The sequence below is a fragment of the Burkholderia sp. JP2-270 genome, assembly GCF_003233675.1.
In the GTDB taxonomy this organism is placed as follows: domain Bacteria; phylum Pseudomonadota; class Gammaproteobacteria; order Burkholderiales; family Burkholderiaceae; genus Burkholderia; species Burkholderia pyrrocinia_C.
Window position 1 is genome coordinate 723388 of the sequence record NZ_CP029826.1, and the last position, 22328, is coordinate 745715.

The 22328-nt window shown below is 61.0% G+C and carries 24 protein-coding genes; 15 read left to right on the plus strand and 9 right to left on the minus strand.

The features are described from left to right. Positions 1-2 precede the first annotated feature (2 nt). The 6 genes from DM992_RS35995 to DM992_RS36020 form a co-directional block, all read right to left on the minus strand. The gene (locus DM992_RS35995) at positions 3-1211 is read right to left on the minus strand and encodes a pyridoxal-dependent decarboxylase, exosortase A system-associated (protein ID WP_111020971.1); all 1209 of its coding nucleotides are present in this window, start codon (positions 1209-1211) and stop codon (positions 3-5) included. After that, complete coding sequence (locus tag DM992_RS36000) at positions 1208-2827, minus strand: acyl-CoA ligase (AMP-forming), exosortase A system-associated (RefSeq protein ID WP_111020972.1); 1620 nt, start codon at positions 2825-2827, stop codon at positions 1208-1210. The genes DM992_RS35995 and DM992_RS36000 overlap by 4 nt, the downstream gene beginning before the upstream one ends. Positions 2828-2877: 50 nt before the next feature. Next, entirely contained in the window at positions 2878-3825 is a 948-nt protein-coding gene (locus DM992_RS36005; RefSeq protein WP_111020973.1) for a 3-oxoacyl-[acyl-carrier-protein] synthase III C-terminal domain-containing protein, read from the minus strand. Next, positions 3822-4721 (minus strand): 3-oxoacyl-[acyl-carrier-protein] synthase III C-terminal domain-containing protein, encoded by a 900-nt coding sequence (locus DM992_RS36010; protein WP_233634236.1) that lies wholly within the window; start codon positions 4719-4721, stop codon positions 3822-3824. Before DM992_RS36010 ends, DM992_RS36005 begins: the two co-directional genes overlap by 4 nt. A 121-nt stretch (positions 4722-4842) precedes the next feature. Next, positions 4843-5121 (minus strand): acyl carrier protein, encoded by a 279-nt coding sequence (locus DM992_RS36015; protein ID WP_111020975.1) that lies wholly within the window; start codon positions 5119-5121, stop codon positions 4843-4845. 32 nt (positions 5122-5153) lie between these two features. Continuing rightward, positions 5154-6413, minus strand: a complete 1260-nt coding sequence (locus DM992_RS36020) for an acyl-CoA dehydrogenase family protein (protein WP_111020976.1) — start codon at positions 6411-6413, stop codon at positions 5154-5156. A 231-nt stretch (positions 6414-6644) separates the two neighbouring features. Here DM992_RS36020 and DM992_RS36025 point away from each other — a divergent pair, with 231 nt between their 5' ends. After that, positions 6645-7481: an FCD domain-containing protein gene (locus DM992_RS36025; protein WP_111021613.1), complete on the plus strand. Its 837-nt coding sequence runs from the start codon at positions 6645-6647 to the stop codon at positions 7479-7481. 41 nt (positions 7482-7522) lie between these two features. Here the strand turns inward: DM992_RS36025 and DM992_RS36030 are convergent, their stop codons facing one another. The 3 genes from DM992_RS36030 to DM992_RS36040 form a co-directional block, all read right to left on the minus strand. Beyond that, a complete protein-coding gene (locus tag DM992_RS36030) occupies positions 7523-8947 on the minus strand; it encodes an amidase family protein (protein ID WP_111021614.1) in 1425 nt (474 codons plus the stop codon). 361 nt (positions 8948-9308) lie between these two features. After that, complete coding sequence (locus DM992_RS36035; RefSeq protein ID WP_059676234.1) at positions 9309-9635, minus strand: helix-turn-helix transcriptional regulator; 327 nt, start codon at positions 9633-9635, stop codon at positions 9309-9311. A gap of 64 nt (positions 9636-9699) precedes the next feature. Beyond that, on the minus strand, positions 9700-10050 hold the full coding sequence (locus DM992_RS36040) for a helix-turn-helix transcriptional regulator (protein ID WP_111020977.1): 351 nt from the start codon (positions 10048-10050) through the stop codon (positions 9700-9702). A 181-nt stretch (positions 10051-10231) separates the two neighbouring features. Here DM992_RS36040 and DM992_RS36045 point away from each other — a divergent pair, with 181 nt between their 5' ends. The 14 genes from DM992_RS36045 to DM992_RS36115 all read left to right on the plus strand — a co-directional run bounded on the left by DM992_RS36045 (position 10232) and on the right by DM992_RS36115 (position 22313). Then, positions 10232-11107: a branched-chain amino acid ABC transporter permease gene (locus tag DM992_RS36045; RefSeq protein WP_111020978.1), complete on the plus strand. Its 876-nt coding sequence runs from the start codon at positions 10232-10234 to the stop codon at positions 11105-11107. Positions 11108-11110: 3 nt separating this feature from the next. Next, positions 11111-12184, plus strand: a complete 1074-nt coding sequence (locus tag DM992_RS36050; RefSeq protein WP_111020979.1) for a branched-chain amino acid ABC transporter permease — start codon at positions 11111-11113, stop codon at positions 12182-12184. Beyond that, entirely contained in the window at positions 12184-12918 is a 735-nt protein-coding gene (locus DM992_RS36055) for an ATP-binding cassette domain-containing protein (RefSeq protein ID WP_111020980.1), read from the plus strand. Before DM992_RS36050 ends, DM992_RS36055 begins: the two co-directional genes overlap by 1 nt. Next, positions 12905-13675, plus strand: coding sequence for an ABC transporter ATP-binding protein (locus tag DM992_RS36060; RefSeq protein WP_111020981.1), 771 nt, complete (start codon positions 12905-12907; stop codon positions 13673-13675). Before DM992_RS36055 ends, DM992_RS36060 begins: the two co-directional genes overlap by 14 nt. Positions 13676-13683: 8 nt before the next feature. After that, positions 13684-14862 carry an ABC transporter substrate-binding protein gene (locus DM992_RS36065; RefSeq protein ID WP_111021615.1) on the plus strand — a complete coding sequence of 393 codons (1179 nt, stop codon included), beginning with the start codon at positions 13684-13686 and terminating at the stop codon, positions 14860-14862. 52 nt (positions 14863-14914) lie between these two features. Beyond that, positions 14915-16327, plus strand: coding sequence for an amidase family protein (locus tag DM992_RS36070; RefSeq protein WP_111021616.1), 1413 nt, complete (start codon positions 14915-14917; stop codon positions 16325-16327). After that, a complete protein-coding gene (locus DM992_RS36075; protein ID WP_111020982.1) occupies positions 16324-16878 on the plus strand; it encodes an amino acid synthesis family protein in 555 nt (184 codons plus the stop codon). The genes DM992_RS36070 and DM992_RS36075 overlap by 4 nt, the downstream gene beginning before the upstream one ends. Positions 16879-16939: 61 nt before the next feature. Then, a complete protein-coding gene (locus tag DM992_RS36080) occupies positions 16940-17977 on the plus strand; it encodes a porin (protein ID WP_111020983.1) in 1038 nt (345 codons plus the stop codon). A 154-nt stretch (positions 17978-18131) separates the two neighbouring features. Further along, positions 18132-18584 carry a hypothetical protein gene (locus tag DM992_RS36085; RefSeq protein WP_111020984.1) on the plus strand — a complete coding sequence of 151 codons (453 nt, stop codon included), beginning with the start codon at positions 18132-18134 and terminating at the stop codon, positions 18582-18584. A gap of 280 nt (positions 18585-18864) precedes the next feature. Beyond that, on the plus strand, positions 18865-19116 hold the full coding sequence (locus DM992_RS36090) for an AlpA family phage regulatory protein (protein WP_111020985.1): 252 nt from the start codon (positions 18865-18867) through the stop codon (positions 19114-19116). Between the two features lie 755 nt (positions 19117-19871). Beyond that, positions 19872-20714, plus strand: coding sequence for a ParA family protein (locus tag DM992_RS36100; RefSeq protein WP_162631817.1), 843 nt, complete (start codon positions 19872-19874; stop codon positions 20712-20714). Positions 20715-20790: 76 nt separating this feature from the next. Continuing rightward, entirely contained in the window at positions 20791-21255 is a 465-nt protein-coding gene (locus tag DM992_RS36105) for a hypothetical protein (protein ID WP_233634235.1), read from the plus strand. Next, entirely contained in the window at positions 21252-21923 is a 672-nt protein-coding gene (locus DM992_RS36110; RefSeq protein WP_111020989.1) for a lytic transglycosylase domain-containing protein, read from the plus strand. The genes DM992_RS36105 and DM992_RS36110 overlap by 4 nt, the downstream gene beginning before the upstream one ends. A gap of 48 nt (positions 21924-21971) precedes the next feature. Next, the gene (locus DM992_RS36115; RefSeq protein ID WP_111020990.1) at positions 21972-22313 is read left to right on the plus strand and encodes a TrbC/VirB2 family protein; all 342 of its coding nucleotides are present in this window, start codon (positions 21972-21974) and stop codon (positions 22311-22313) included. The last annotated feature ends 15 nt before the right edge of the window (positions 22314-22328 follow it).

The window sequence follows — 22328 nt, forward strand, 5'->3', positions numbered from 1 at the left end:
GGTCAGACGAGCATCTCGATCGCATCAGGGTGGCCGAGAAAGTCCCTAGGGCTGGCCGAGCGGCCATACGCACCTGATTGGAATACGACCACAAAGTCCCCAATGCGAGCCTCGGGAAGCAGCACGTCGTCGGCGATCCGGTCGAGGGGCGTGCACAGGCATCCGACGATGTGGCAACGCTCCGTCGGGGCTTGTGTTTGGCGATTCCCGATGGTGACCGGAAAATTGCGGCGCAGGATCTGCCCGAAGTTTCCCGATGCAGCCAGATGGTGGTGCAGGCCGCCATCGGTAATCAGGAACGTTCGGTCTCGGGATACCTTGCGATCGATCACTCGGCAGACATAGATGCCGGCTTCCCCGACCAAATATCGCCCAAATTCCAGGACCGTGCGTGTGCCCGGTAAACGACCGCGGAATACGTCGAGCCAATCATGCATGGCATCGGTGACCGCAGCGAGGTCGAGTGGTGTTTCCCCCGCGAAATAGGGGATGCCGAAACCGCCTCCGAAGTTCACGTATTGCGGCGCGACTGGCAGGCCGCCGGCCAATCTCACGGCGAGATCCGCGCTCTTGCGTTGAGCTTCGACGACGGTCGGGGCGTGCAAACACTGGGACCCCCAGAAAATATGAAAGCCGGCCAGTGCCACTTCCCTTGCATCGAGCTCGCGCAGTAGCTCGGGCACCTGCTCCGCATCGAGCCCAAAAGGGGTGGCCCCGCCACCCATGCGCATGCCGCTGTGATCGACGTGAAAGTCTGGGTTGACTCGGATGGCGACCTTGGGCTGCACGCCGAGCTCCCAGCCGAGCGCAGTCACGAGGTGCAACTGCGTGGTCGATTCGAGGTGAATGTTGACCCCGCTTGCGACGGCGCGACGCAAGTCGTCGCGGCTCTTTCCGGGGCCGGCGAAGCCGATCTGTTCTGCGGGCATGCCCGCGTTCAGCGCAAGTGCCATCTCGTTGGCCGATGCCACGTCAAACCCGTCCATCTGTGTCGCGAGGTGATGGACGACCGCGGGCATTGGGTTGGCCTTGATCGAGTATTGCAGGTCGATACCGGCTGGCAGCGTATCGCGCAGCGTGCATACACGCTCGTCGAGCGTTGCGCGATCATAGGCGAAGAACGGCGTGCGCCCTGCGCGATCGGCCAGGCGATTGATCTCGACGCCGCCGACGGTGAGGACGCCTTCGCGCTCGCCAAACAGCCCGTTCATGATTGCCTCACTTCGGCGGCGGCGTTCGGACTGGAGAAGGCGGCGCGCAATGCGGCTCGATCGAATTTCCCGTTAGGGTTGCGCGGAACTGTCTCGCGGACCACGATGCGATGCGGCACCATGTAGCGTGGCAAATGCTCCACGCACCAGGCCTGAAGCATTTGAGCATCGAAGCCATTGGCGACCGGCACGACCAACAGGACGATCGCTTCGCCAAGTTCATCGTCAGGAATGCCCAGGGCAAGCGCTTCCGTGACAAGACCGCTGTCGTAAACGACTTCTTCGATCTCTTCCGGGCTGATGCGATAACCGGAACTCTTGATTTGGGCGTCGTTGCGTGCGACGAAGTACAGAAATCCTTCTGCATCTCGCCGTACCAGATCACCTGACCAGACAGCGCGATCTCGCGGCGCGCCACCGGGTTTCATCTCGGGCGAAGGTCGATAGCGCTGGGCTGTGCGCGTCGCGTCATTCCAATAACCGAGCGTGACGCAGGCTCCGACATGGACGAGTTCTCCGGTTTCGTCCGGTCCACAAGGCGAGCCATCAACGCGAACGACCAGAATTCGGGCGTTAGGTACGGCTTTCCCGATGGAATCGGGGCGACGATCGACCTCTGAGGGGTCGAGAAACGTGGAGCGAAATGCCTCGGTCAGGCCATACATTAGATAGGGTTTGGCCTGCGGAAACAATGCCCGGAGTTGCTGCAAGACGGGCGCCGGCAGCTTGCCGCCGGTATTCGCGAAGTAGCGTAGCGTCCGGCGTGCCGTTTCGGGCCAAGCCGCACGGGCCAGTTGCATCCACAATGGCGGTACGCCCGTGATCGCTGTAATGCGTTCGCTCACGCAGGCATCAATGACGTCTTGCGGTGCCAGATAGTTGATGAGCACGGCGGTGGCTCCCGCCGCCCAGGCCGATGTGAGCTGACTCAGGCCAGCATCGAAACTGAGCGGCAGGGCGGCGAGGATTCGATCGGATGAGACGTTGTTCAGATAGTGAGCAACGCTCCAGGCACCTTCGAGCAGGTTGCGGTGGCTCAGCATCACGCCTTTCGGCAATCCAGTCGAGCCTGATGTGTAGAGAATGGCGGCCAGATCCGTGTCGACATTGGCCGACGCCGGTGATTGTGGTGGATTTTCACTATCGCGTTTCGTGCGATTTCCTCTTGCGGACTCGGGCCAGCTTTGAACGTGTGTTGTTGTTCGGAGATGTCGGCTGGCGGAGCCGGCATCGTCCACGATGATTGTGTTGGAAACGCCGGTAAGACCATGTTCGTCAAGGACCCGCGCGCGCAGCGCGCTGGTAATCAGGCAATCGGCACCGGAGTCGAGCAGGATATGATCGACCTGCTGGGGTTTGAGGAGCGGATTGATGGGAACGAACACGCATTGCGCCGCGGCGGCACCCAGCATCGACACGACCGTCTCGACACGTTTGTCCAGATAAATCGCAATGCGCGCGCCGGCCGTGAACCCAAGTGCGTGGAGCGCGTCACCCATACCGCGCGCGCGGAGAGCCAGATCCTGGTAGCTTACTCGGGCGGAACCGCAGACGAGCGCTTCCGCATCAGGTGTGCGGCTTGCAGCGGCTTGCACGAGGTCCAGTATGTTTCTCATGATGGTATCCGGATCGAATGTCGAGTGTTGAAAGGAAATCGATGGGCTGATCAGTGGCGGACCACCATCGCACCAAAGCACCCTGCTAGGCCACATGAGAACAGCAGCGAGTAACCGCCCGGTTCCCGGTTCGAACATGTCTGGAAGTTAATGAAGGGATCGGCGCCAAAGACGTGGCCGATCGGCGCGAAGTTCGCCGTGAAGAGCCGCTCGCGAGGGATGGCTAGCATTGCCATCAGCCTGGACCAGCCCGGAAGATTGGCGTGGTGAGGCAGTACGTGCGTAATCTCGCGTGTCGTAATGCCCGCTTGCTGAATGGCGGCACGCATGGTCGTGAACGCTGACCAGTAGTATCGATCGTCGGGAACCGGCTGCAGATCCTCGTCCGTACCGCGGAAGGATCGTCCGTCTGTATACAAGTGCAAGCCCGCGATCGCGTTTCGGTGACCGCCTCGTTCTAGCAGCAGCGCACAGGCACCGTCGCTATGGAGCGCAAGATCCTGGATTGCTCGCAGCCGATCGCAGTGGGAACCGATCACGTCGGCGCAGACCACAATCGCGCGCCGGATGGTGAGTTGTCGCGAGGCGAGTGCCTGCAACACACGAATCGCGGCCATTGGTGAGACGCAGTGCTGTTGCATGATTGAAAATGCCAGCGCACGGTTCAGATTCATTTGGGACTGGATCTGTTGCGTAGTACTCGCGGGTGGTGCGATAACGCTGGTCTGAATCGTGTGCGTGTACACGAATGCATCGATCGTTTCGGGTGCTGTTCTGGTGTTGCGCAGCAGGGACGATATAGCGTCGACGGCAAGTGTCACGGGTGATTCGCCAGCTGCGTCGTGGAACTGCGTTACGCCGTTTTCGATCAGTGCACGCGCACGAGTCGACGGCTGACCACAGCGCTCCGCCCAGCGATGCGCATCCACAGTCCGATCTGGCAGGTTGAACGCGATGCCAGACAGAGCAAGGGAGCTGGCTTGTTGCGACGCAATCATGATCCACCTCGACGAAATTCAAGGAGCGCGCAACCGGCTTGCCCTTGGAAACCGGCAGACCAAACGAGGGCATGTTGCCCCTCGTTAGGGTTGATCGATTGCAGCAGCGCGTCGAGTCGCGCGGGCGTGTCGGCTGCGCAGAAATGGCCGGGCGCGTCCATGCATATGTGGCAGGCACGTTCGGGCCGCAATTCACAGCGCGTGTGGATTTCGTGAGCCAGATGAGTGTCGATTGGCGCCGGAAGTACCCAGTCGACATTGCCAGGTTGAAAACCCGCGCTTGCGCACGTCTCGCCAATGACATCCGTGAGGGTCGATGTGTAGATGGGTTCGCGCTCGCTTGCCAGGGGTGGGATTCCTGGCGTCCGTACCGTGAGCCCGCGTACCCGCCATCCGGGGCTGGGGTGTCTCGCGATCAGGACGGCAGCGGCCCCGTCGCCCATGTCGACCAGTGCACCCATCCGACGTGAGAATGGCCGGCGCCAGCGCTCCGCGGCGACAATCACGACGGTATTCAGCCGGATGTCAGCGGCCATCATCGCCACGGCAATTTCCAACGCCATCAGAAACGACACGCCTTGAAGCTGGCCGACCGCCAGCGGTGCTCGGCTTGATCCAAGTTCGCTGTGGAGACGGCAGGCGCACGACAATGCCAGATCATGCTCGAAGCTCGTTGTGCATACGATGATTTGATCGAGTGTGAGCGCCTCGACCTGAGCTGACGAGTCAAGCAGCGTTCGCGCAGTGGCAAGTGCCATGTCGGACAATGTCTGGTCGGATTCCGCAGCGACCCGGTTTTCAGTAGCCCGTGATGCTTGCGGCAACGGAATACCGGCCACGCCGAATGGGGCACCACTGTCGCGCCACCGCAGCGTATCGGCATACACTGCTTGCATCACGTCCTCTCGTGCGGACCCACCGGAAACCATGAATGGTTCGGAATGTGCATCGGCCGGGACATCGTGCTGTGGGATATATCGCGCCGTGGCGACAATGCGCGGTTCGGCGCCAGTGAAGTTAGTCGAAGGACGCATGGGATTCGACGAAAGAGACGAGATTGCCGAAGCGCAGGAACAGATCGGCGGATAGATCCTCGGGGGCCAGCGTGAAACCGAAGCGCTGTTCGAGTTGCAGCAGCAAGTCCGTCATATTCATCGAATCCACACCGACATCGAAGAGGTTGGTGTCGTCTACGATGAGTTCGGTGCTCAGGGTGCTGCCAAGTACCGATAGCAAGCAAGCTTTCACTGTCTCGGACACGCTGGCGGAGCTGGGGGAAACGGGATGGGTTGCCATGAACGATCTCCAGTGCGAAGTTTCGGATGGGTTCAGGATGGGTGCGCTTCTGTAGAGCGGTGCGGCGCGGGAGAGATGACCTCCCAGGGAAGAGAAGCCGAGCGGAGTGTGGAGCGAGCAATCATGAGTCGCTGCAGGTCCCCGGTACCTTCCATGATGTCGAAGGCCTTTGCATCGCGATAGCTTTGCTCAAGCGACGGAAAGGCAGCGATACCATCAAGGCCGGCGAGATCGATTGCAGCTCGGGTGATGCGGGCGGCTACTTGTGACGCGTACGCCTTGGCCATTGACGCGTCCTCCGAAGTGGCCATTCCTTGATCTGTTTTCCACGCCGCGTGTCGGCAGAGCAACTGGGCTGTAGTGATTTGCCGATCGATATCGAGCAGAGCGTCGTTCACGTCGGCAGTGCGATGGCGTTGATTCACAGGATTTCCGCCTGCGTCGAAGTAGGCCGCGAGATCGTCGCGTACTCGTCGACATGCGCCCACCATGACTGCGGAAAGCAGGGGACGGAAGTAGTCCCATGCGTGTTGTGCGCCCGAGAATGCGTCGTTGAGGGGCTTTTCGTCACCGCGTCTGAGAAGCGCGTTGTCAGGTACTTCGCAGTCGTTGTAGGAGAGAACCGCGAGTTGACTGGCGCGCAGCCCCACCATTTGCTCGACGCGATCGACGGAGAAGCCCGGGGTATTGCGATCGACATGGAACGCTCGAACACCGAAGCGACCAGCGTGCCGATTGATGGTGGCGAACGTGATGACATCGTCCGCGCGTGCGCCATTGGTGATGAAGCACTTGGTGCCGTTCAGCACCCAGCCGCGAGCCGTCTTGCGAGCGGTGGTCCGCATCGCGGTCGCATCCGAGCCGCAGTCGGGTTCCGTAATGGCAAACGCACCCCAGCGCGGGGTGTCGCTGCGAAATCGTTCGAAGAAGCGGGTCTGTTGCCCGCCGCTGCCGAGTGCGAGGACGGGCGGCATTGCGAGGCCGGGGCCGGGCAGCGCGAGCGCGAGTGCCGCGTCGGCGTACCCGAGATATTCCATCAGTGTGGTGCGCGACATCAGGGATTGCACGTCCACGCAACCTCCATACGCGGCGGGAACGAGATTCAAGTTCAGCACAGGAACGTCCGAGGGTGCACAAACTGCATCTGGAATCTGCCGTGTCCGGTCGGCTTCCGGGCCGTGCAAACGCAAGCGTGCAGCAAGTTGATCCAGATCTAGCCCGTCGGCCGAGAGGGTGGCCCGGATGGTCGCAAGCGCGGATTGCATCTGAGATGACTTCACCGACTGTGACATGAGGGATTTCTCCTGATGGCAACCGACATCGAGTGACAGACATGCAGGGAAGTGATGGGTACTCGGCGTATGGTGTTCGGATTGCAGCGTAGGCCCTGGTCACTATCCCGGCTACTCCCAACCTTGGGAGGGAGGCTTGCATGGAACCGGAAATTTGTCCGTATCGGGCGCGGATGCCCGATAATGGCGCCGGAATACAGCAGTGAATGGCCAACGACGGACGTGACCGATATGGCAGGGCGAAAACCGACAACCGAAAAGAAGATGTCGCCGGCGCAGCCGGATAAACGAGGCTCGCGCGCAGTCAAGCGCGGCGACCAAGTGGCCGAGCAGATCAAGCGTTGGATTAACGACGGGCAGGCACGGCCAGGAAAGCGCTTGAACAAGGAGGCCGAGCTACAGCAAATGTTCAACGTCAGCCGCGGCTCGATGCGCGATGCGCTCAAGGCACTGGAGATACAAGGACTCGTGAGCCTGAGTACCGGGCCGGATGGCGGGGCGACGATTACGCGCGTGCCACTGGCCCGAGCATTCCAGTCGCTGCAGAACTATCTGTTTTTCGAGAGCGTCACGCTCGAGGACATTTATGCGGTACGCCGCACGCTGGAACCCATGGTGGCAGCGGGTGCGGTTCCCCATCTGAGCGACGCGGACTTCGATGCGCTCGAGCGCAGTGTGTCCGTCTGCGAGCCGTTCGAGGCACGTCACGCCGAGGCGCTCGACCAGCGACACGAGGATATCCATTTCCACGATGTACTGGCTGCCGCGCATCCGAATGCGTTTCTGCGCAGCCTGTGCCAGATCATCAATCAGATGCTGCACACGCTCGTGATCGTGGCGGGAAACGTGACACAGCAGGACTATCAGGCATTCGGGCGGCACACGGTTGCCGCGCACCGCGCGATACTGGACGCCGCGCGACGCCGGGATGCCGACGCGGTCGCGCAGCTCATGACCGAGCACATGGACGAAGCGTATGCGCAGCTGCGCACAGTGCACGCTGCGCTGCAGCAGAAGCTGGTGCTGGATTCGGAGTTGGACCTGAGCTCCGATCGTGACGCCGGCTAAAGCATCCAGGTGAGTTCCAGTCCACTTCTGCTCCTAGCTCGTTAGGCAGGCGTTGCTCCGGCCGCAGCGGCGGAGAGCTCGCGTGTCAGCTCACCGAACGGGGGGCGCCCAAACGTGCGTTCGAGCATATGGCTCGCCCACAACACCAATGCATCGGCATGGCGACTGCCTACTATCTGGATGCCGACGGGCAAGCGCGTGGCGGTCATACCGGCATAGAGGCTTGCCGCCGGCAGTCCCAGCTGATTGCACCAAGCCGTGAAATGCGGAAACGACGCTTCGTTCAAACTCACTTCGGTAAGTGAGGGGGCCACGTCGGGATACACCGGGCAGATGAGGAGATCGTGCCGCTCGAAAAACGCATTGACGGCGGCGCCCAGCTCTCCCCGTTCGATCAGCGCGCCCAATAGCTCACCCCGCGAGATACCGTTGCCGGCTTGCGCGTATGCCTGCAGCGACGGGTCGAGTTCGGCCCACCTGTCGGTCATGCCATCCGTGAGCTGACGGCAGCATGCACGCCAAAGTGTTGTGTGGACCGCATTGCATTGCGCGACGCCAGGCGGATCGGCGACGTGAACGAGTGCTCCAAGTTCGCGAAACATCGCTGCAGTTCGTACCACGGCATCGTGGATTGCAGCCTCGGCGATGATAGGCAATCCGAGCGTGGGACTGCACGCAATACGAATACCGCGCGGAACGGGAAGGCATGACAGCCCGCGCGCATAGTCTGCTCCCTCGAACGGTAATGCGTACCAGTCGCGGCTGTCCGGGCGACTGATGATCGTTAGGATCTGCGCGGCATCCTCAACGCAACGTGTGATCGGTCCGACATGACTGAGCAGACCGAAGGGACCGCGAGGTGCGTGGGGCACTCGCCCAAAACTGGGCTTGAATCCGAAGACGCCGGTGAAGGAAGCTGGGATACGAATGGATCCGCCGCCGTCCGTGCCGATGGCCACCGGGCCCATTCCGAGCGCAACGGCGACGGCCGCACCTCCGCTGCTGCCACCCGGCGTACGCGAGCGGTCCCATGGATTGCGCGTGGTGCCGGTGAGGGGACTGTCGGTGACGATCTTGTGTGCGAAATCCGGCATGGTCGTTTTGCCAAAGCAGATTGCCCCCGCCTCACGCAGGCGCGCGACGCTAGGACTGTCCGATGCGGCGGCTTCAGGCATTGTTGCCCGCGATCCGTATTGCGTGGGGAGTCCGGCAACGGCGATGTTGTCCTTGATACTGACCGGGACGCCGTCGAGTTGGCTGAGGGGCGCGGCACGTTGCCAGCGCGCCTCGGACGCCCGCGCCAATTCGAGAGCCTCATCGGCGACTTTGCAGAATGCGTTGACCGTCGGATCCAATGACTGGATCCGTTCCAAGGTGGTCTTCATCACATCGACGGGCGACGTCCGTCCGTTCGCATACAGTCCGCTAAGTTCCCACGCAGTCAGTTCACACAGGTCGCTTCTCATGTCATCCTCCAATTAATTATAATAAATTAACGGTAGTCGTGATCGGCCGTGCTTGTCAAGCTGCGGAGTATCCTGCCAGAAGGAGGATTACCGGGTAAACGCTTGGATGGGGCGCATTGACGACTGGCCGCGGCGAGCGTAGATTTAATGATAATAAATAGGTGATGCGCCAAGCGTGATCCGCAGCGGAGACGCAGAATTCGTGACATGTCGCGTATTTCGGGGCGCAAGGTGTCCAGTCACCGAAATCGGCGACGCGTCGTTTGCTCGAGAGAACAAGGGGGCGTATTGGGAGGGGATGTGGTGTCGTTGCCGGCACAGAGGGTGCTGCGATGCGCCCGATGAGGAGCGACTTTGAGGGCTATTCCTGCGCGAGTGCTTCCGCACTCGCAAGGAGTGCTCTTTTCTTCTCTTTGCTTAGTCGGCCGGCGATGGCAAGAAGGTTTGCGAGCAGGTCGTCGTCCTCATAGAGGAAGCTGGTCGGGACGAGCATCGCGCGCGCCAGGCGTTGGCTGGTTTGAAGCGTGGGCGTATGTTTGCCCTTTTCGTATTGGTTGACGCGGGCGCTGGCGGAAAATTCGTCGATGCCAGCCTGAATGCCGAGCTGTTCCTGTGTTAGGCCCGAGCGCAATCGAGCCTGTTTCAGGCGCTTGGGAAACACGGAGGGAGAGGTGGCATCGCTGGACATTCCCGGAGTGTCCGGGACAGGAGCGCAGTTTTTGCTAAGTAACTCTTAGTCTGTGAGCTACAAATTACTTGGTCTGAGAGGTCAGGGCGGCAGTTTGCGCCAACGCTTCAGCGCTCTTGAGGAGGGTCTTTTTCTTTTCGCGAGGCAACTTTGCGGCAGTCGCGAGAAGACTTGCGAGAAGATCATCTTCTTCGTAAAGGAAACTGGTCGGAACCTGCAGTGCACTGGCGAGCCGTTGCCCCATCTGCAGCTTGGGGGTGTGCTTTCCGCTTTCATATTGGTTCACGCGCGCGCTTGCGGAGAATTCGTCGATTCCCGCTGCGATCCCAAGTTGCTCCTGGGTGAGGCGCGAGCGCAGACGAGCCTGTTTCAGGCGCTTGGGGAAAACAGAGGATGTCGATGAGGATCGAGGCATCCTAAGAGTTTCATTAGTTAGTGCGGGATTTTTACTAAGTATCTCTTAGCCTGAAGGCTAAGAGATACTTAGATTGATGGCGACGAAGTGGCGACTTCTTTGTTTGGTGCAACCAAGACTCCCCAGCCTTTCGAGTTGGACAGGATTGGCGTGGCGGACATGAAATGACGGACTTTTGACGATGGCGACAATCTTGAACATTTTCAGCTATGTGAGCATCCTCGCGCTGGTCGCGCTAGGTCTCGCGATCATCTTCGGCCTGATGGACATTGTGAACCTCGCACACGCGGAATGGGTGACGATCGGGGCCTACACGTTGGCAGTGGCGCAATCGTTGGGCGGGCCGCATGCGTTCTGGCTCGCGTTGTTTGTCGCGCCGGCGGTTGGCGCGATGCTCGGGTGGTTCCTTGAGCGCCTCGTGATCCGACTGCTCTACGATCGTCCGCTCGACACATTGCTCGCGACGTACGCGATCAGCTTGATCGTCCAGAAAGCCCTCGAACTGATTTTCGGCACACATCCGATGTTGGTGTACGCGCCCGTAGATGGGGCGATTCCCGTGCCGGGGGGCAGCTATCCAGCGTATCGACTCTTCGTGATTGGCGTTGCAGCGGTGGTGACGACCGGTTGCTGGCTGCTATTCGCCTATACGCGCTTCGGGATTCAACTGCGTGCTGTAATCCAACACCCCGCGATGGCGGAGGCCGTCGGTATCGACACGCGACGGCTGAACCGGCTGGCGTTCTGTGGCGGTGCCGCACTCGCATCGCTGGCCGGTGTACTTGTCGCGCCGATGATATCGGTTGAGTCCCATCTTGGCGTCGCCTATCTGGCCAAGGCGTTCTTCGTGATCGTGTTGGGCGGTATCGGTTCGATCGCCGGCAGTCTGCTGGGCAGCGCCTTCGTCGGCACGGCTGAAACGCTGCTCAGCTATCGCGTGGATCCGTCGCTCGCCTCGGCGATCGTGCTGATTCTGTCCATCGTTCTGATCCGTTTTCGGCCACGAGGGCTGTTGCCCGGTTTCAGCGCCGCCCATCAGCTCCACGGTAAAGGTTGAATCATGCTCCGACAACTTCTTTCGAGTACGCACCGCTGGCTGTTTCAGCCAGCGCTCGGTATCGAAGACATCTCTCCGATGACAATCGGCGCCGCGATTGTTGCTGCCGCATTGATCTTGCCATATTGCCTGGGGAGCTACCAGCTTTCGACCGTGCGGGATGCGCTGATCATGGGACTGCTCGCGCTGAGCTACGACGTGTTGTGGGGCAGGGCTGGTGTGCTCACGCTCGGACACACGACCTTCTTCGGACTCGGCGCGTACGGTTTCGCAATCGCCACCGTGCAATATGGACAGACGTCCGCCGTTGGAGTGATCGTGGGGCTGATCTGTGCCATGGTCGTCGCGGCCGTGTTGGGCTATTTCCTGTTGTTCGCAGGTGTGCGGTTGCACTTTTTCGCCATTATCAGCATGGCCGTGCTGATTGTCGTCCAGCAACTGGCGACAAGCTGGCAGTCGGTCACGGGCGGTGACACGGGCCTCCTCGGCATTCCGGGATTGTCCTTCTCACCGGTCGGGCAGACGTTCGATTTGAGCGGGGCGCGCGGGTCCTGGTACACGGTCGTGATCGTGCTTGCCGTGCTGCTCGTCGCGACCTGGTTCGTATGCCGCAGCCGGTACGGCAAAGTGCTGACCGCGATCGCGACGAACGAATGGCGCGCAAAGGCGTGCGGCTATCACACGTCGGGGCACCTTTTGCTGGTGTTCGTCGCATCGGCCGGACTTGCCGCTATTGCAGGAACGTTAATGGCCGCCTGTTCGGGGGTAGTGGCGCCCGATGTGTTCTCGCCGGTGCTGGCTACCGAAGTCATTCTATGGGTGGCGATCGGCGGTAAAGGCACGCTCGGTGGTCCGGTACTCGCCGCCGTTGGGTTGACGCTGCTTAAGCAAACGGTATCGAGCGTAACTACTGACGGATGGCCGCTGCTGCTCGGCGCATTGTTCCTCTGCTGCGTGCTGTTCCTGCCCAACGGCGTACGACTCGATGGCTTGAATGCCGGGACACGTCGGATCGATCGAATTCGACGGGGACGTAGCCCCTTACGTCGTGCCGAACGCGTGGAAGGAGGCCGGTAATGGATACGCCGCTGATAAAGGGTGAAGGGTTGCAGCGCGCGTTCGGTGGCATTCACGCGGTCGACAACGTCGATGTGTCGATTGGCTCACACGACCTGCTGTGCGTGATTGGCCCGAACGGCGCTGGCAAGAGCACTTTGGTCGGGCTGTTGTCCGGTGCGATCGCGCCAGGGGCCGGAGAGTTGTATCTCGCAGGTGAGCGCATGACGGGGCGGCCGATGCACCGATTCTGCCGACGCGGCGTGGTTCGCAAGTTCCAAGGCACGAACACATTTCTTTCAATGAGCGTGCGCGAGAACCTCGTCGTCGCGGGCCTTGGTGTTACCGCGTACCGGGACACGCCGATGCCGAACCCGGACGCCATTCTGGACGAGATAGGACTGTCGGACCAGGCCAACTTATGTGCGATGACCCTGCCGCATGGTGAACGCCAGTGGCTGGAGATCGGTATGGCGATGATGTGCCAACCCGCGTTGCTCTTGCTCGATGAACCGGCCGCTGGTCTCTCGGTCGCCGATGCGCAGCGGCTCGTATGCCTGATTCACCGTCTGCGCGAGCGCTGCGCGGTACTCGCGATCGAGCACGACCTGAGCTTTGTCGAAGCGCTACGGTGCGAGACCTGGGTCATGCACCGCGGCCGGATCGTTCGACGGGGCTCCTATGCGGACATCGCGCGCGATGAAGAGATCCGGCGCATCTATCTCGGTCAGGGAGCGGGTCATGCTACACATTGAGAATCTCTCTGCCGGATATGGCGACGTAGCAGTGCTGCATCAACTCGACCTCGACGTCGGGCCAAACGAAGTTGTCGGAGTACTCGGCTGCAATGGCGTGGGCAAGACGACCCTGGTCAAAGCGATCATGGGTTTGCTGCCACGCGTGACAGGTGACGTGCGGTTTCAGGGGCAATCCATCAACGGCTTGCGCACCCATGCGATCGCCCGACGCGGCATCGGACTGGTTCCTCAGGGGCGCTGGATTTTCCCCAAACTGACCGTGCGCGAAAACCTCATGGTGGCCACGCAGGCTGTGGGTGGTGGGGCGATTCTCGACGAGGTGTTCGAGTATTTCCCCATTCTCAAGTCCCGACTCTCGCAGCACGGCGGCACGCTGTCCGGCGGTGAGCAACAGGTCCTCGCGATTGCCCGCGCGCTGTGCGGTCGGCCGAAACTGCTGTTGCTGGACGAACCGTCCGACGGTGTGCAGCCGAATCTGGTCGAGCTGATCGGCGAGGTCATCCCAACGTTGTGCCGCCGATCGCAGCTCGCGGTGCTGCTCGTCGAGCAGAACCTCGATCTCGTGCTGCGCAGCGCGCAGCGCTGCATCGTGCTCAAGAATGGACGAGTTGCCCATGCCGGCCGCATCGAGCCACGAAGCGGTTCGGCGGGGGCTCATCCGTTGGCGCAATACCTGTCGCCGGCTGCCGAGTCTGACACGTCTTCAATTTCTTCACCGCATTCGACGCATTCCCACCTGGACCTCACCCGATGAAGACTACGATGAATCGTCGCGCCTTTACCCGAACCGCCTTATTCAGTGCCGTCGGCGCACTCACCACTTCTGCTATGCCGTCGTTGGTACGGGCCACCACGCCGCTCAAGATCGGCTTGCTCGCGCCATTGAGCGGTCCGCTCACCCGCGTGGGCGAGACCAACCGCAACTGTGCGCAGTTGGCTGTCGACGAAATCAACGCCGCCGGTGGATTGCTGGGACGCCCGTTGCAACTGAGCGTCGAGGATACGCAGATGTCCACCGCCGTGACGCTGCAGAAGGCCCGGCAACTGTTGATGCGCGATGAGGTCGCTGTCCTGACCGGCATGGTGCTACCGTCCGAGCGCGAAGCTGCGTTGCAGGCCGCCAAGTCCGCTGGGCGGCTCGTGATCTACCCGAACTTCGACGAGGGGCGCTGCGATCCGAATCTGTTCACTACGGGCCTGACTGTCAACCAGCGCGTCGATCCACTGATCGATTGGCTGATGCGCAAGGGTGGTCGCACGGTCTGCGCGGTGGTCTCGGACATCGGCAGCAACCGCAAGGTGCTGGTGCCCGCGCTGCAGGCAGCGGTGAAGCGTTACAGCGGGCAGTTTCTCAACGTGTATTGGTTGCCGTTCGGCACACGCGATTATGGTGCGGTGTTGCAGCAGATCGCAAGCCAGCGCCCACAGATCGTCTGGCACAGCATCGGCGACGACCCGGTCACCTTCGTCAAGCAGTACCGCTCGTTCGGCATGAAACCGCAACTGGTGACTGACATTGCGCACGAGTCGCTGTCGATCGCGACCACGGGCGCGTCGACCGGGATCGTTGGCGTTTCCTCGTATTTCATGAGCGTCGACAACCTGGAGAACCGGGACTTTCTCGCGCGTTACACGGCGCATGAAGCTGGCCCAAACGACCCTCGGTTAGGGCAGTTGGCCGTGGTGCTACCGCACGGCGAGTGCACGTATGCCGGACTTCGCCTGTTTGCAGCGGCTGTCAAGGTGGCCGGCAGCGTCGACGTTACCCGCGTGAAAGCCGCGCTGTCGGGGGTTTCGTTGAATTTGCCGCGTGGCAAGGCGGGCGTGAGCCAGGACGGCGACCATGTGTTGTGCCAAACCCGTATCGGCAGGGCGCTGTCGGACAACGGTTTCGCGGTGTTGGACTCGGCCGGACCGATTCCACCGCAGTGCGAGGGATAGGCATGAGGTAATCAAACACGTTTTAATTTCTATAGATTATTAAGGAATGCATATGAATGACGTACTGGGAATGAACGTCGAGCAGCTCATGGTCGGCTACCGGCGCCGCTCGTTCTCGCCTGTCGAGGTTATTTGCGCGGTTCTGGACCAGGTCGCGCTCGTCAATCCCTTTGTCAACGGCGTGTGCAACCTCGACGAGGACAGCGCGCTGGCCGCCGCACGCGAGTCGGAGCAACGCTGGATGCGCGGGGAGCCATGCGGATTGCTGGATGGCGTGCCGGTCTCGGTCAAGGACCTCGTCGCCGTGCGCGGACTGCCTACCCGATATGGATCGCTCACGTCACCCAGCGCGCCGGAGGCCGATGACGCACCCGCGGTCGCACGACTGCGACAGGCCGGCGCGCTGCTGTTCGGCAAAACCACGACCTCAGAGTTTGGCAACAAGATCGTCACGGACAGTCCACTCACGGGCATTACCCGCAACCCATGGGATCGGCGTCTCACGTCCGGCGGGAGCAGCGGCGGATCAGCTGTAGCGGTTGCACTCGGCATGGGACCGTTGTCGCTGGCCACCGATGGCGGTGGGTCGATCCGCGTCCCAGCATGCTGGAGCGGGGTGGTCGGAATGAAACCGTCGTTCAACCGGGTGCCAGCTGGCGCGGCGGTGAGTTGGACTCACCTGTCGACGCTTGGTCCGATCGCGCGTTGCGTAAGCGACGCGGCGCTGATGCTGACCGTGATGTCCCGCCAGAGCGATGCTCGAAGACCGGTTTCTGCTGGTTCCGATCTGCGCATCGGTCTGGATGATGGCATCGCCGGATTGCGCATTGCCTATTGCCCGGCGCCTGCGGGTGTGCAGGTTGAGCCTGACATCACCGTGAGTGTCCGTCAGGCGGTGGGCCTGTTCGAAGCGCTCGGGGCACAGGTCGAGGAAACGGATGTGAAGCCGCTGGACGGCTATCTGGAGAGTCGCATGCACGCAATCCAATGGGCGGTCTTCTTTGCACAAAGGGCCCGGCAGCTTCCTCCCTCTGCGCGGCCGCGGCTCGATCCGGACGTGTCTGCGTTGGCTGAGGCCGGCGGTAGCGTCCTCACTTCGACATTCGTCGATGCGCTTCAGGCGCGCCACGCGCTCACGGTCGCGATGGCCGCGTTCTTTGAAGACTACGACTTACTGCTCACGCCGACATTCCATTGTGCCCCACCGCTCGCGGAGGGGCGCCCCGAGCACTCGCGCATGGCGCCGCCGTTGACATCGTGGTGCAACCAGACTGGGTTGCCGGCGGCGAGCGTGCCGTGTGGTTTGCCTGGCGGGTTGCCGACGGGCCTACAGATCATCGGGCCGTCGGGCGGCGATGCCCTGGTGCTGCGCGCGGCACGGGCGTACGAGTGCGCACGTGGCCCGTTTCCGGCTCCACCAGAAGCAATGCAAGGCCAGACTGAGGGCGTGGAGGTGCTGACATGAATCCGCCCATCACCAAATTCGTCGTCCACCTCCTCGAGCGGCGCACCGAGTTGCACGTACCGGTTGACCCGCCACATCGGCAGGTCGTGGCGGCAGCAGTTCTCCGATTCGACGACTGGCACGCGGACGCGCCGCTCGCGGCGCTCGAGCCGCTCTATGAACTGGGCGCTGAACTCGGCACGTTGCTCACAGGCCGCGCGCGGTGGGCGCTGGATGTCGCGCCGTCGGCAATTCAGGCCTACGGCAAGGCCGCGCTCGTGGGCAGCGCGGTACCGCTCGAATGTGCGGCGGCGCTCTTGCATCCCCGTATGGGAAGGGCCATGCGCGAGAGCTTGCCAGGCGCCACGTCGTTGATTCCGTCGGTGACCAAACGTGCCGCGCCAGGCGCATGTGTGGACATTCCGCTCCACGGCAGCACCGACATGTGGAGCTTTGACCACTTTGACACGGTCTCGCTGACGCTCGCCGATGCGCCAGCGCCGAACGAGATCGTGGTGGCGATCGCGCTGGCCGACAGGGGTAGACCGCTCGCGCGTGTTCGACCGGACTGAACAGTGTCGATGCCAAGACGGCACGACACGAACAAACAATCACAAAGACGAAGGAGACATCATGCAGATAAGAACATTTCGGGGAAGCGTGGCTAAGTTGGCTGTAACGTTGGGCGTGTGCACCGGTGCTGGGATCGCACATGCGCAATCATCGGTCTCGCTGTATGGGCTAGCGGACGCATTCATTGGCGAAGTGCATCCTGCTGGTGCAGCCGGCAACGCGTGGCAAGTCGGCTCTGGCGGGATGACGACTTCGTATTGGGGGATGTCCGGTACGGAGGATCTGGGCGGGGGGATGAAGGCCGTCTTCACGCTCGAGAGCTTTTATCGTATCAACGGCGGTCAGGTCGGTTCGTTTCCCGGACAGTCATTTTTTGGGCGAAATGCCTTCGTTGGTCTGAGCGGTCATTTCGGAGAGTTGACGCTGGGGCGCAATACCGCGCCACTATTCGTGTCGACGCTGCTGTTCAATCCGTTCGGCAATTCGTTCGTCTTCTCGCCGATTGTCGTCCATAGTTTCCTTGGCTCGGCCATGGGTGCTGCGTCGCTCCAGAGCGACACGGCGATCGACAATTCGCTCCTTTATCAGACTCCCGAGGTTGCCGGTCTGTCCGGAAGCCTGCTGTACAGCAACGCTGGCGTTGCCGGCCATGCCGGGCAGGCCAACTACAGCGCGAACGTGTTGTACTTTGCCGGTCCCTTTTCCGCGACGGCCGCCGTGCAGAGTCTGCACACGGCATCGCTGTTTCTCAACGGCGCCACTACGCAGACTGCATGGATGGTCGGCGGCGCGTATCGGTTGCGTGTGGTCAAGCTGTTCGCCCAGTACGAGCGCGTGGACAACAACAATCACGTCACGGACGATACGGTGCAGTTTGGCGCAAGCGTTCGGATAGGGTTAGGAAGCGTACTGATGTCGTGGGCGGGAACGCGGCGGCGACCGTCGGTCGGAGATCATCTCCGTTGGTCGACGCTCGCGCTCGGCTACGACTACCCGTTGTCGAAGCGGACGGATGTGTATGCGGCTTGGCGTTATGACACGATCACAGGTGTGTCGACTGGCAATAGTGTAGGCGCCGGGATGCGGGTCAAGTTCTAAGTTGCGCCGCTTCGTTGCAGCAGAACGCGGCCGGGCGGGTATCCGACTTCGGCTGCGTTGCGCACGCATCGATTCGACAGAGCACGGTGCGCTCTGCCTCGACGTGAGGCTCGCGGTATCATGTCCCAACATCATCACGAACACTTCATGGCTCATGGTTTTGCCGAAAGTCCGACGCGCGGGGCGCAAGCCGCTTACCAAAGGCGACCTTCTGCCGTTGCCGACCGCGAAGGTCCGAGCGCTGTCCCTCGAAAATCATATGGCACTGGCCGCTGTAAGGGCTGGTCACGGGGGAGAAGAGCAAATTAGTTGTCTGCTACGGGTCGTCTATCTCGCATTCTATATGCGCAACGAGACCGGAGCGGATTTGAACCTGTACCGGCAAGCCGAGGCCGCTTTGGAGGCCTGCATTGCACGTGCGGAGCAGGGCGCTGCCTGGTTGTTGCTCGATCGCGAGCAGTCCACGATCGAGCAGATGTTAGTCGTCCATGACGAGCAGTTGGCGGCGGTATCGATGCACAGGTACCGCACCGCATGGGAATACCTTCAACGATTCATGACCGGACAGATCCGGTCACCCATTCCGACGTCGGGCGCGGCGCCGTGAAGCCAAACAGGTTACCGTAAGCGCATCCTGAGATCATCCTTTCAGCCTCCGCGTGACCAATACCACATCGGTCACTGTGGAAAGGTCGTATCGAAACGCGATGGCGTTGCCAGGCTTCGATGCGACGGATCACGAGCGTGTCGCGTGCAATCTCTGGAGAGACACCATTTTTAACCGACGGAATGTCCCGTCGGTACGACGGGTTTGGTATCTGATCATCCTTGCTGCTTGAATGCCTTTCAGTTCCGGCCATGTTCGTGCCGGATATGGAGGGTCAATCATGTCTTGGAATGATGATGGAACGCGGACGATCTTGCGCCGCCGACAAGTCGAGCGGTGCACGGGCCTATCGAGGTCGACAATCTATAAGCGCATGCGAGACGGAACGTTTCCACCCACCATTCCGCTTGGTGGGCGAATGGTAGGGTGGCGTGCGACCGATATCGAACAATTCTTGGCCGACCCGTCGCGATATCGAGCATCCCAGGCGCACGAGGCGGACGGCAGGGGAGATGGCGGTGAAGCACGATGAGCAACCGCCGTCACTCGATGAGCGTCTTCGCAATTGGGGGCGGTCGAATCGCGGCGCGTACGATCCCAGCGATGCCGAACGTGTAACCCGGGCGTGGCGAACGCTGCAGCCACGACATCGAGAGGTTCTGCGGATGGTCTACCTTTGGCATGCGAGTCGGGAGGTCGTGTGTCGACGGCTGAAGATCGTTCGCCATCCACGTCATCTGTTCGATCTCGAACTCTGTGTTGCGCGGTCCGCGCTCGCCCGCGCCCTTGAGGAAGGCAAGTTCACACAGTAGCGTTCCGAGGACGAATGTTCGGCAAGTTCAGTTGAATAGGCGCTCATGCAGCGCGAAGCGCAGGCGCATCGTGATGGTGAGCCGTGGACAAGATCGCGTTCTTACCAAACGCAAAATAAATTTAGGAACATCAAGGAATATTGCGGCGCGACTGGGAGCGAGATGCGTTCTGTTGACGAGCGTCGGCGCTTGAATCGCCGTGACGGCTGACCTACAGTGAAGCCAACAATCTGATCCGGTCAACGTGCGTAGCACGACCGAGTACGCGTTAGCGGCCCCGATGCATCGATGTCTGTGAAAGGTGTGCCGTAGCGCACATGAGAAGGCCTGCGATTGGTTCGCAATCGCAGGCTTTTTGTTTGCTGGTTGGGTTTCAAGATTCCCCGTTGAACCCGCGGTGGTCTTTGTAACGCCGCGGGTTCTCTTTTTCTCGGACGGCCGTCGACGCTCGGAGCTCATCCGAGGAAAGACGGTCATGAAATCGCTTCTGGTGGCTTCGGCCCATGGTGGTACAGGCAGAACGACGTTCGTGTGTCAGTTCGCCCATTATCTTCGTCTGGTACGTGGATGCCGGGTGTTGGTGCTTGATCTGGCCGAGCCGGCATGCAGTGCCATTTCGCTCACACGCGGCACCTGCGCGCGCATGACGAAGTGCCCGTCATCCAATGTTCGGCGCGATCGACTGTCTGACACGGCCAGACCGCACATTGGGGTGCTCGCCGCAGCCACCATCGCCGGCATTGCGTATCGGGACGATCCGGTCGGCGCGCGTTGTTACGCCAACTTGCGACACTTGTTGTCCCAGGTCGACGCATTGTTCGACATCTGCCTGATCGATAGTTCACCGTGGCCTGATTTGCGTGCCGTATGCGCGGCGGCACTCGCGGATGCGCTGATCAGTCCAGTTACGTTGTCGCCAGACGCGCTGGAGCCGATCGTTGATTTTGTCAACGGCGAAAAGGGCGTGCGCGATGTACGCGCGCGCCTCAATCCGTCGCTCTGCTTTATCGGCATCGTGCCCAACTGCATCGAGCCGACCTCGCAGCAGACTCGGCGTGGTTGGTTCGAGGTGCCCATGGGCGCATGGCTGGTTCCGCATGACCAAAGTCCAACAGGCCATCTGTTGCTGCCTCGGTTCGACGTCATTCCGCGGGCGCAGGCATGTGGGATATCGGTAGCGGAACTTGTCCAGGGCGATGTGAATGTTCATCGCGAATGGATGGCCATGAGCGCGTGTTTCGATGTGATCGCTCGACGACTCGATTCCATACGCGAGGCCCCGTTGCAGTCGGAATGGAGCGAGGCGTGTCATGTGTAAGTTCACGTCGATTCCGAATATACGTCGAACTGTGCGGTTCGGTGTGGTTTCGATTGCCGTCGTGCTTGGCACGTTCATGGCGTGGCCCGATGTGACGCATGCGGACGATTGGGGCTGTCAGGTGATGTTGTGTCTGTCTAATCCGGGTGGCCCGGAGCAGTACGCGGAATGTGAACCGCCAATCGAAAGATTATGGGACGCGCTGCGACACGGTGATCCGTTTCCAACTTGCGATTTCGCTACAGGTGGCGCGCGAGGCGGATCGGCGACCAACACGTTCGCCGACGCCAGCTATTGCCGAAAACCCATGTTGTACTGGGCCGGGTCGGAGCAGAGCGAACGTATGTGCCGGGCAATTGGTGCGATCAACGCCAAGGTCGACTATCAACTCGATGATCGTGTCTGGCGGCGTGTCGGAAACCAGAGACCGACGGTCACGAAATTCTATGGCGCTGGCAGCGCACCGTCGACCTATGACATTGGAAATTCGACAGCGGATCACCTTCAGCAGGTCAATCGACTTGGTTGGAGGAATCGATGATGCCGCTCGATTTCTTGTCCATCGCGCAACGCTGTGCGCCGCAGATCGACCCGACCACGATGGCGGCGATCGTGCGGACCGAATCTGGATTCAATCCCTACGCGATTGGCGTCGTACACGGTCGGTTGCGTCGACAGCCATTGAGTGCCGCCGAAGCGGTCGCGACAGCACGTGCGTTGGAGGAGACCGGCTGGAACTTCAGCGTCGGACTCGCGCAGGTGAATCGGGAGAATTGGCCGGCCTACGGCATGACCCCCGAGAACGCGTTTGAGCCGTGCCGCAACTTGGCGGCCGGTGCGGCGATCCTCCACCGTTGTTTTAGCGCGGCGGCGAAGGCCAGCGAGTTCCGTGTACTGACCGATCATCAATCTGATGTCCAAGCCGCGCTACGCGCGGGCCTGTCCTGCTATGCGAGCGGTAATTTCTCGACCGGCTACCGGACGGGCTACGTACAGCATGTCGTCGAGAACGCCGCGACGCTGAAGTCTTCCGTACCGGAGATCGTGCCTATTCTGGTCTTACCGATCGGTTCTGTTCCGCCTATCCGTTCATCACGCTCTCGATCTTTGATTCAGCAGCCATCGCGACGGGATTACGACGGAGTGAACGCGGTGTCGCCCGCTGCGGATCCGGAGCGCGAACCGGACGCGAGTGCAGTGGTGTTCTAGCTCTTCATTTTAGGAATCAGGTGGTGATCAATCGACGCGGAGTCGGACATGTACTTAGGAATGCGATGCAATAAATGGGCGGTCGATGTGTGGATGGTGAGACTGCTATCCGGGCGAAGAACGGCTCGCGCAATCGCTCTGGCCGCTTCGTCCCTGATGTTCGTTGTTCCGGCATGGGCGCAACTCTCTCAGGTCAATGCGCTGCTGAACATGATCCAGACAACACTGTTGAGCGTCGGCGGCGTGATCTGTTCGATTTCTATTATCTGGGCGGGATTTCGAATGATGTTCCAGCACGCCCGGTTCGGTGATATCGCGAATGTGTTTATCGGCGGCCTGTTCGTCGGTTGCGCGACGGTCATCGCCGGCATGTTGATCCCGACGAGTTGATCCGGGCGGCGCCGA

Excerpts from the sequence above, each read along its gene's own strand:
- DM992_RS35995 (WP_111020971.1), bottom strand. The coding sequence starts at position 1,211 with ATGAACGGGCTGTTTGGCGAGCGCGAAGGCGTCCTCACCGTCGGCGGC.
- DM992_RS36000 (WP_111020972.1), bottom strand. The coding sequence starts at position 2,827 with ATGAGAAACATACTGGACCTCGTGCAAGCCGCTGCAAGCCGCACACCT.
- DM992_RS36005 (WP_111020973.1), bottom strand. The coding sequence starts at position 3,825 with ATGATTGCGTCGCAACAAGCCAGCTCCCTTGCTCTGTCTGGCATCGCG.
- DM992_RS36010 (WP_233634236.1), bottom strand. The coding sequence starts at position 4,721 with ATGCAAGCAGTGTATGCCGATACGCTGCGGTGGCGCGACAGTGGTGCC.
- DM992_RS36015 (WP_111020975.1), bottom strand. The coding sequence starts at position 5,121 with ATGGCAACCCATCCCGTTTCCCCCAGCTCCGCCAGCGTGTCCGAGACA.
- DM992_RS36020 (WP_111020976.1), bottom strand. The coding sequence starts at position 6,413 with ATGTCACAGTCGGTGAAGTCATCTCAGATGCAATCCGCGCTTGCGACC.
- DM992_RS36025 (WP_111021613.1), top strand. The coding sequence starts at position 6,645 with ATGGCAGGGCGAAAACCGACAACCGAAAAGAAGATGTCGCCGGCGCAG.
- DM992_RS36030 (WP_111021614.1), bottom strand. The coding sequence starts at position 8,947 with ATGAGAAGCGACCTGTGTGAACTGACTGCGTGGGAACTTAGCGGACTG.
- DM992_RS36035 (WP_059676234.1), bottom strand. The coding sequence starts at position 9,635 with ATGTCCAGCGATGCCACCTCTCCCTCCGTGTTTCCCAAGCGCCTGAAA.
- DM992_RS36040 (WP_111020977.1), bottom strand. The coding sequence starts at position 10,050 with ATGCCTCGATCCTCATCGACATCCTCTGTTTTCCCCAAGCGCCTGAAA.
- DM992_RS36045 (WP_111020978.1), top strand. The coding sequence starts at position 10,232 with ATGGCGACAATCTTGAACATTTTCAGCTATGTGAGCATCCTCGCGCTG.
- DM992_RS36050 (WP_111020979.1), top strand. The coding sequence starts at position 11,111 with ATGCTCCGACAACTTCTTTCGAGTACGCACCGCTGGCTGTTTCAGCCA.
- DM992_RS36055 (WP_111020980.1), top strand. The coding sequence starts at position 12,184 with ATGGATACGCCGCTGATAAAGGGTGAAGGGTTGCAGCGCGCGTTCGGT.
- DM992_RS36060 (WP_111020981.1), top strand. The coding sequence starts at position 12,905 with ATGCTACACATTGAGAATCTCTCTGCCGGATATGGCGACGTAGCAGTG.
- DM992_RS36065 (WP_111021615.1), top strand. The coding sequence starts at position 13,684 with ATGAATCGTCGCGCCTTTACCCGAACCGCCTTATTCAGTGCCGTCGGC.
- DM992_RS36070 (WP_111021616.1), top strand. The coding sequence starts at position 14,915 with ATGAATGACGTACTGGGAATGAACGTCGAGCAGCTCATGGTCGGCTAC.
- DM992_RS36075 (WP_111020982.1), top strand. The coding sequence starts at position 16,324 with ATGAATCCGCCCATCACCAAATTCGTCGTCCACCTCCTCGAGCGGCGC.
- DM992_RS36080 (WP_111020983.1), top strand. The coding sequence starts at position 16,940 with ATGCAGATAAGAACATTTCGGGGAAGCGTGGCTAAGTTGGCTGTAACG.
- DM992_RS36085 (WP_111020984.1), top strand. The coding sequence starts at position 18,132 with ATGGTTTTGCCGAAAGTCCGACGCGCGGGGCGCAAGCCGCTTACCAAA.
- DM992_RS36090 (WP_111020985.1), top strand. The coding sequence starts at position 18,865 with ATGTCTTGGAATGATGATGGAACGCGGACGATCTTGCGCCGCCGACAA.
- DM992_RS36100 (WP_162631817.1), top strand. The coding sequence starts at position 19,872 with ATGAAATCGCTTCTGGTGGCTTCGGCCCATGGTGGTACAGGCAGAACG.
- DM992_RS36105 (WP_233634235.1), top strand. The coding sequence starts at position 20,791 with ATGGCGTGGCCCGATGTGACGCATGCGGACGATTGGGGCTGTCAGGTG.
- DM992_RS36110 (WP_111020989.1), top strand. The coding sequence starts at position 21,252 with ATGATGCCGCTCGATTTCTTGTCCATCGCGCAACGCTGTGCGCCGCAG.
- DM992_RS36115 (WP_111020990.1), top strand. The coding sequence starts at position 21,972 with ATGTACTTAGGAATGCGATGCAATAAATGGGCGGTCGATGTGTGGATG.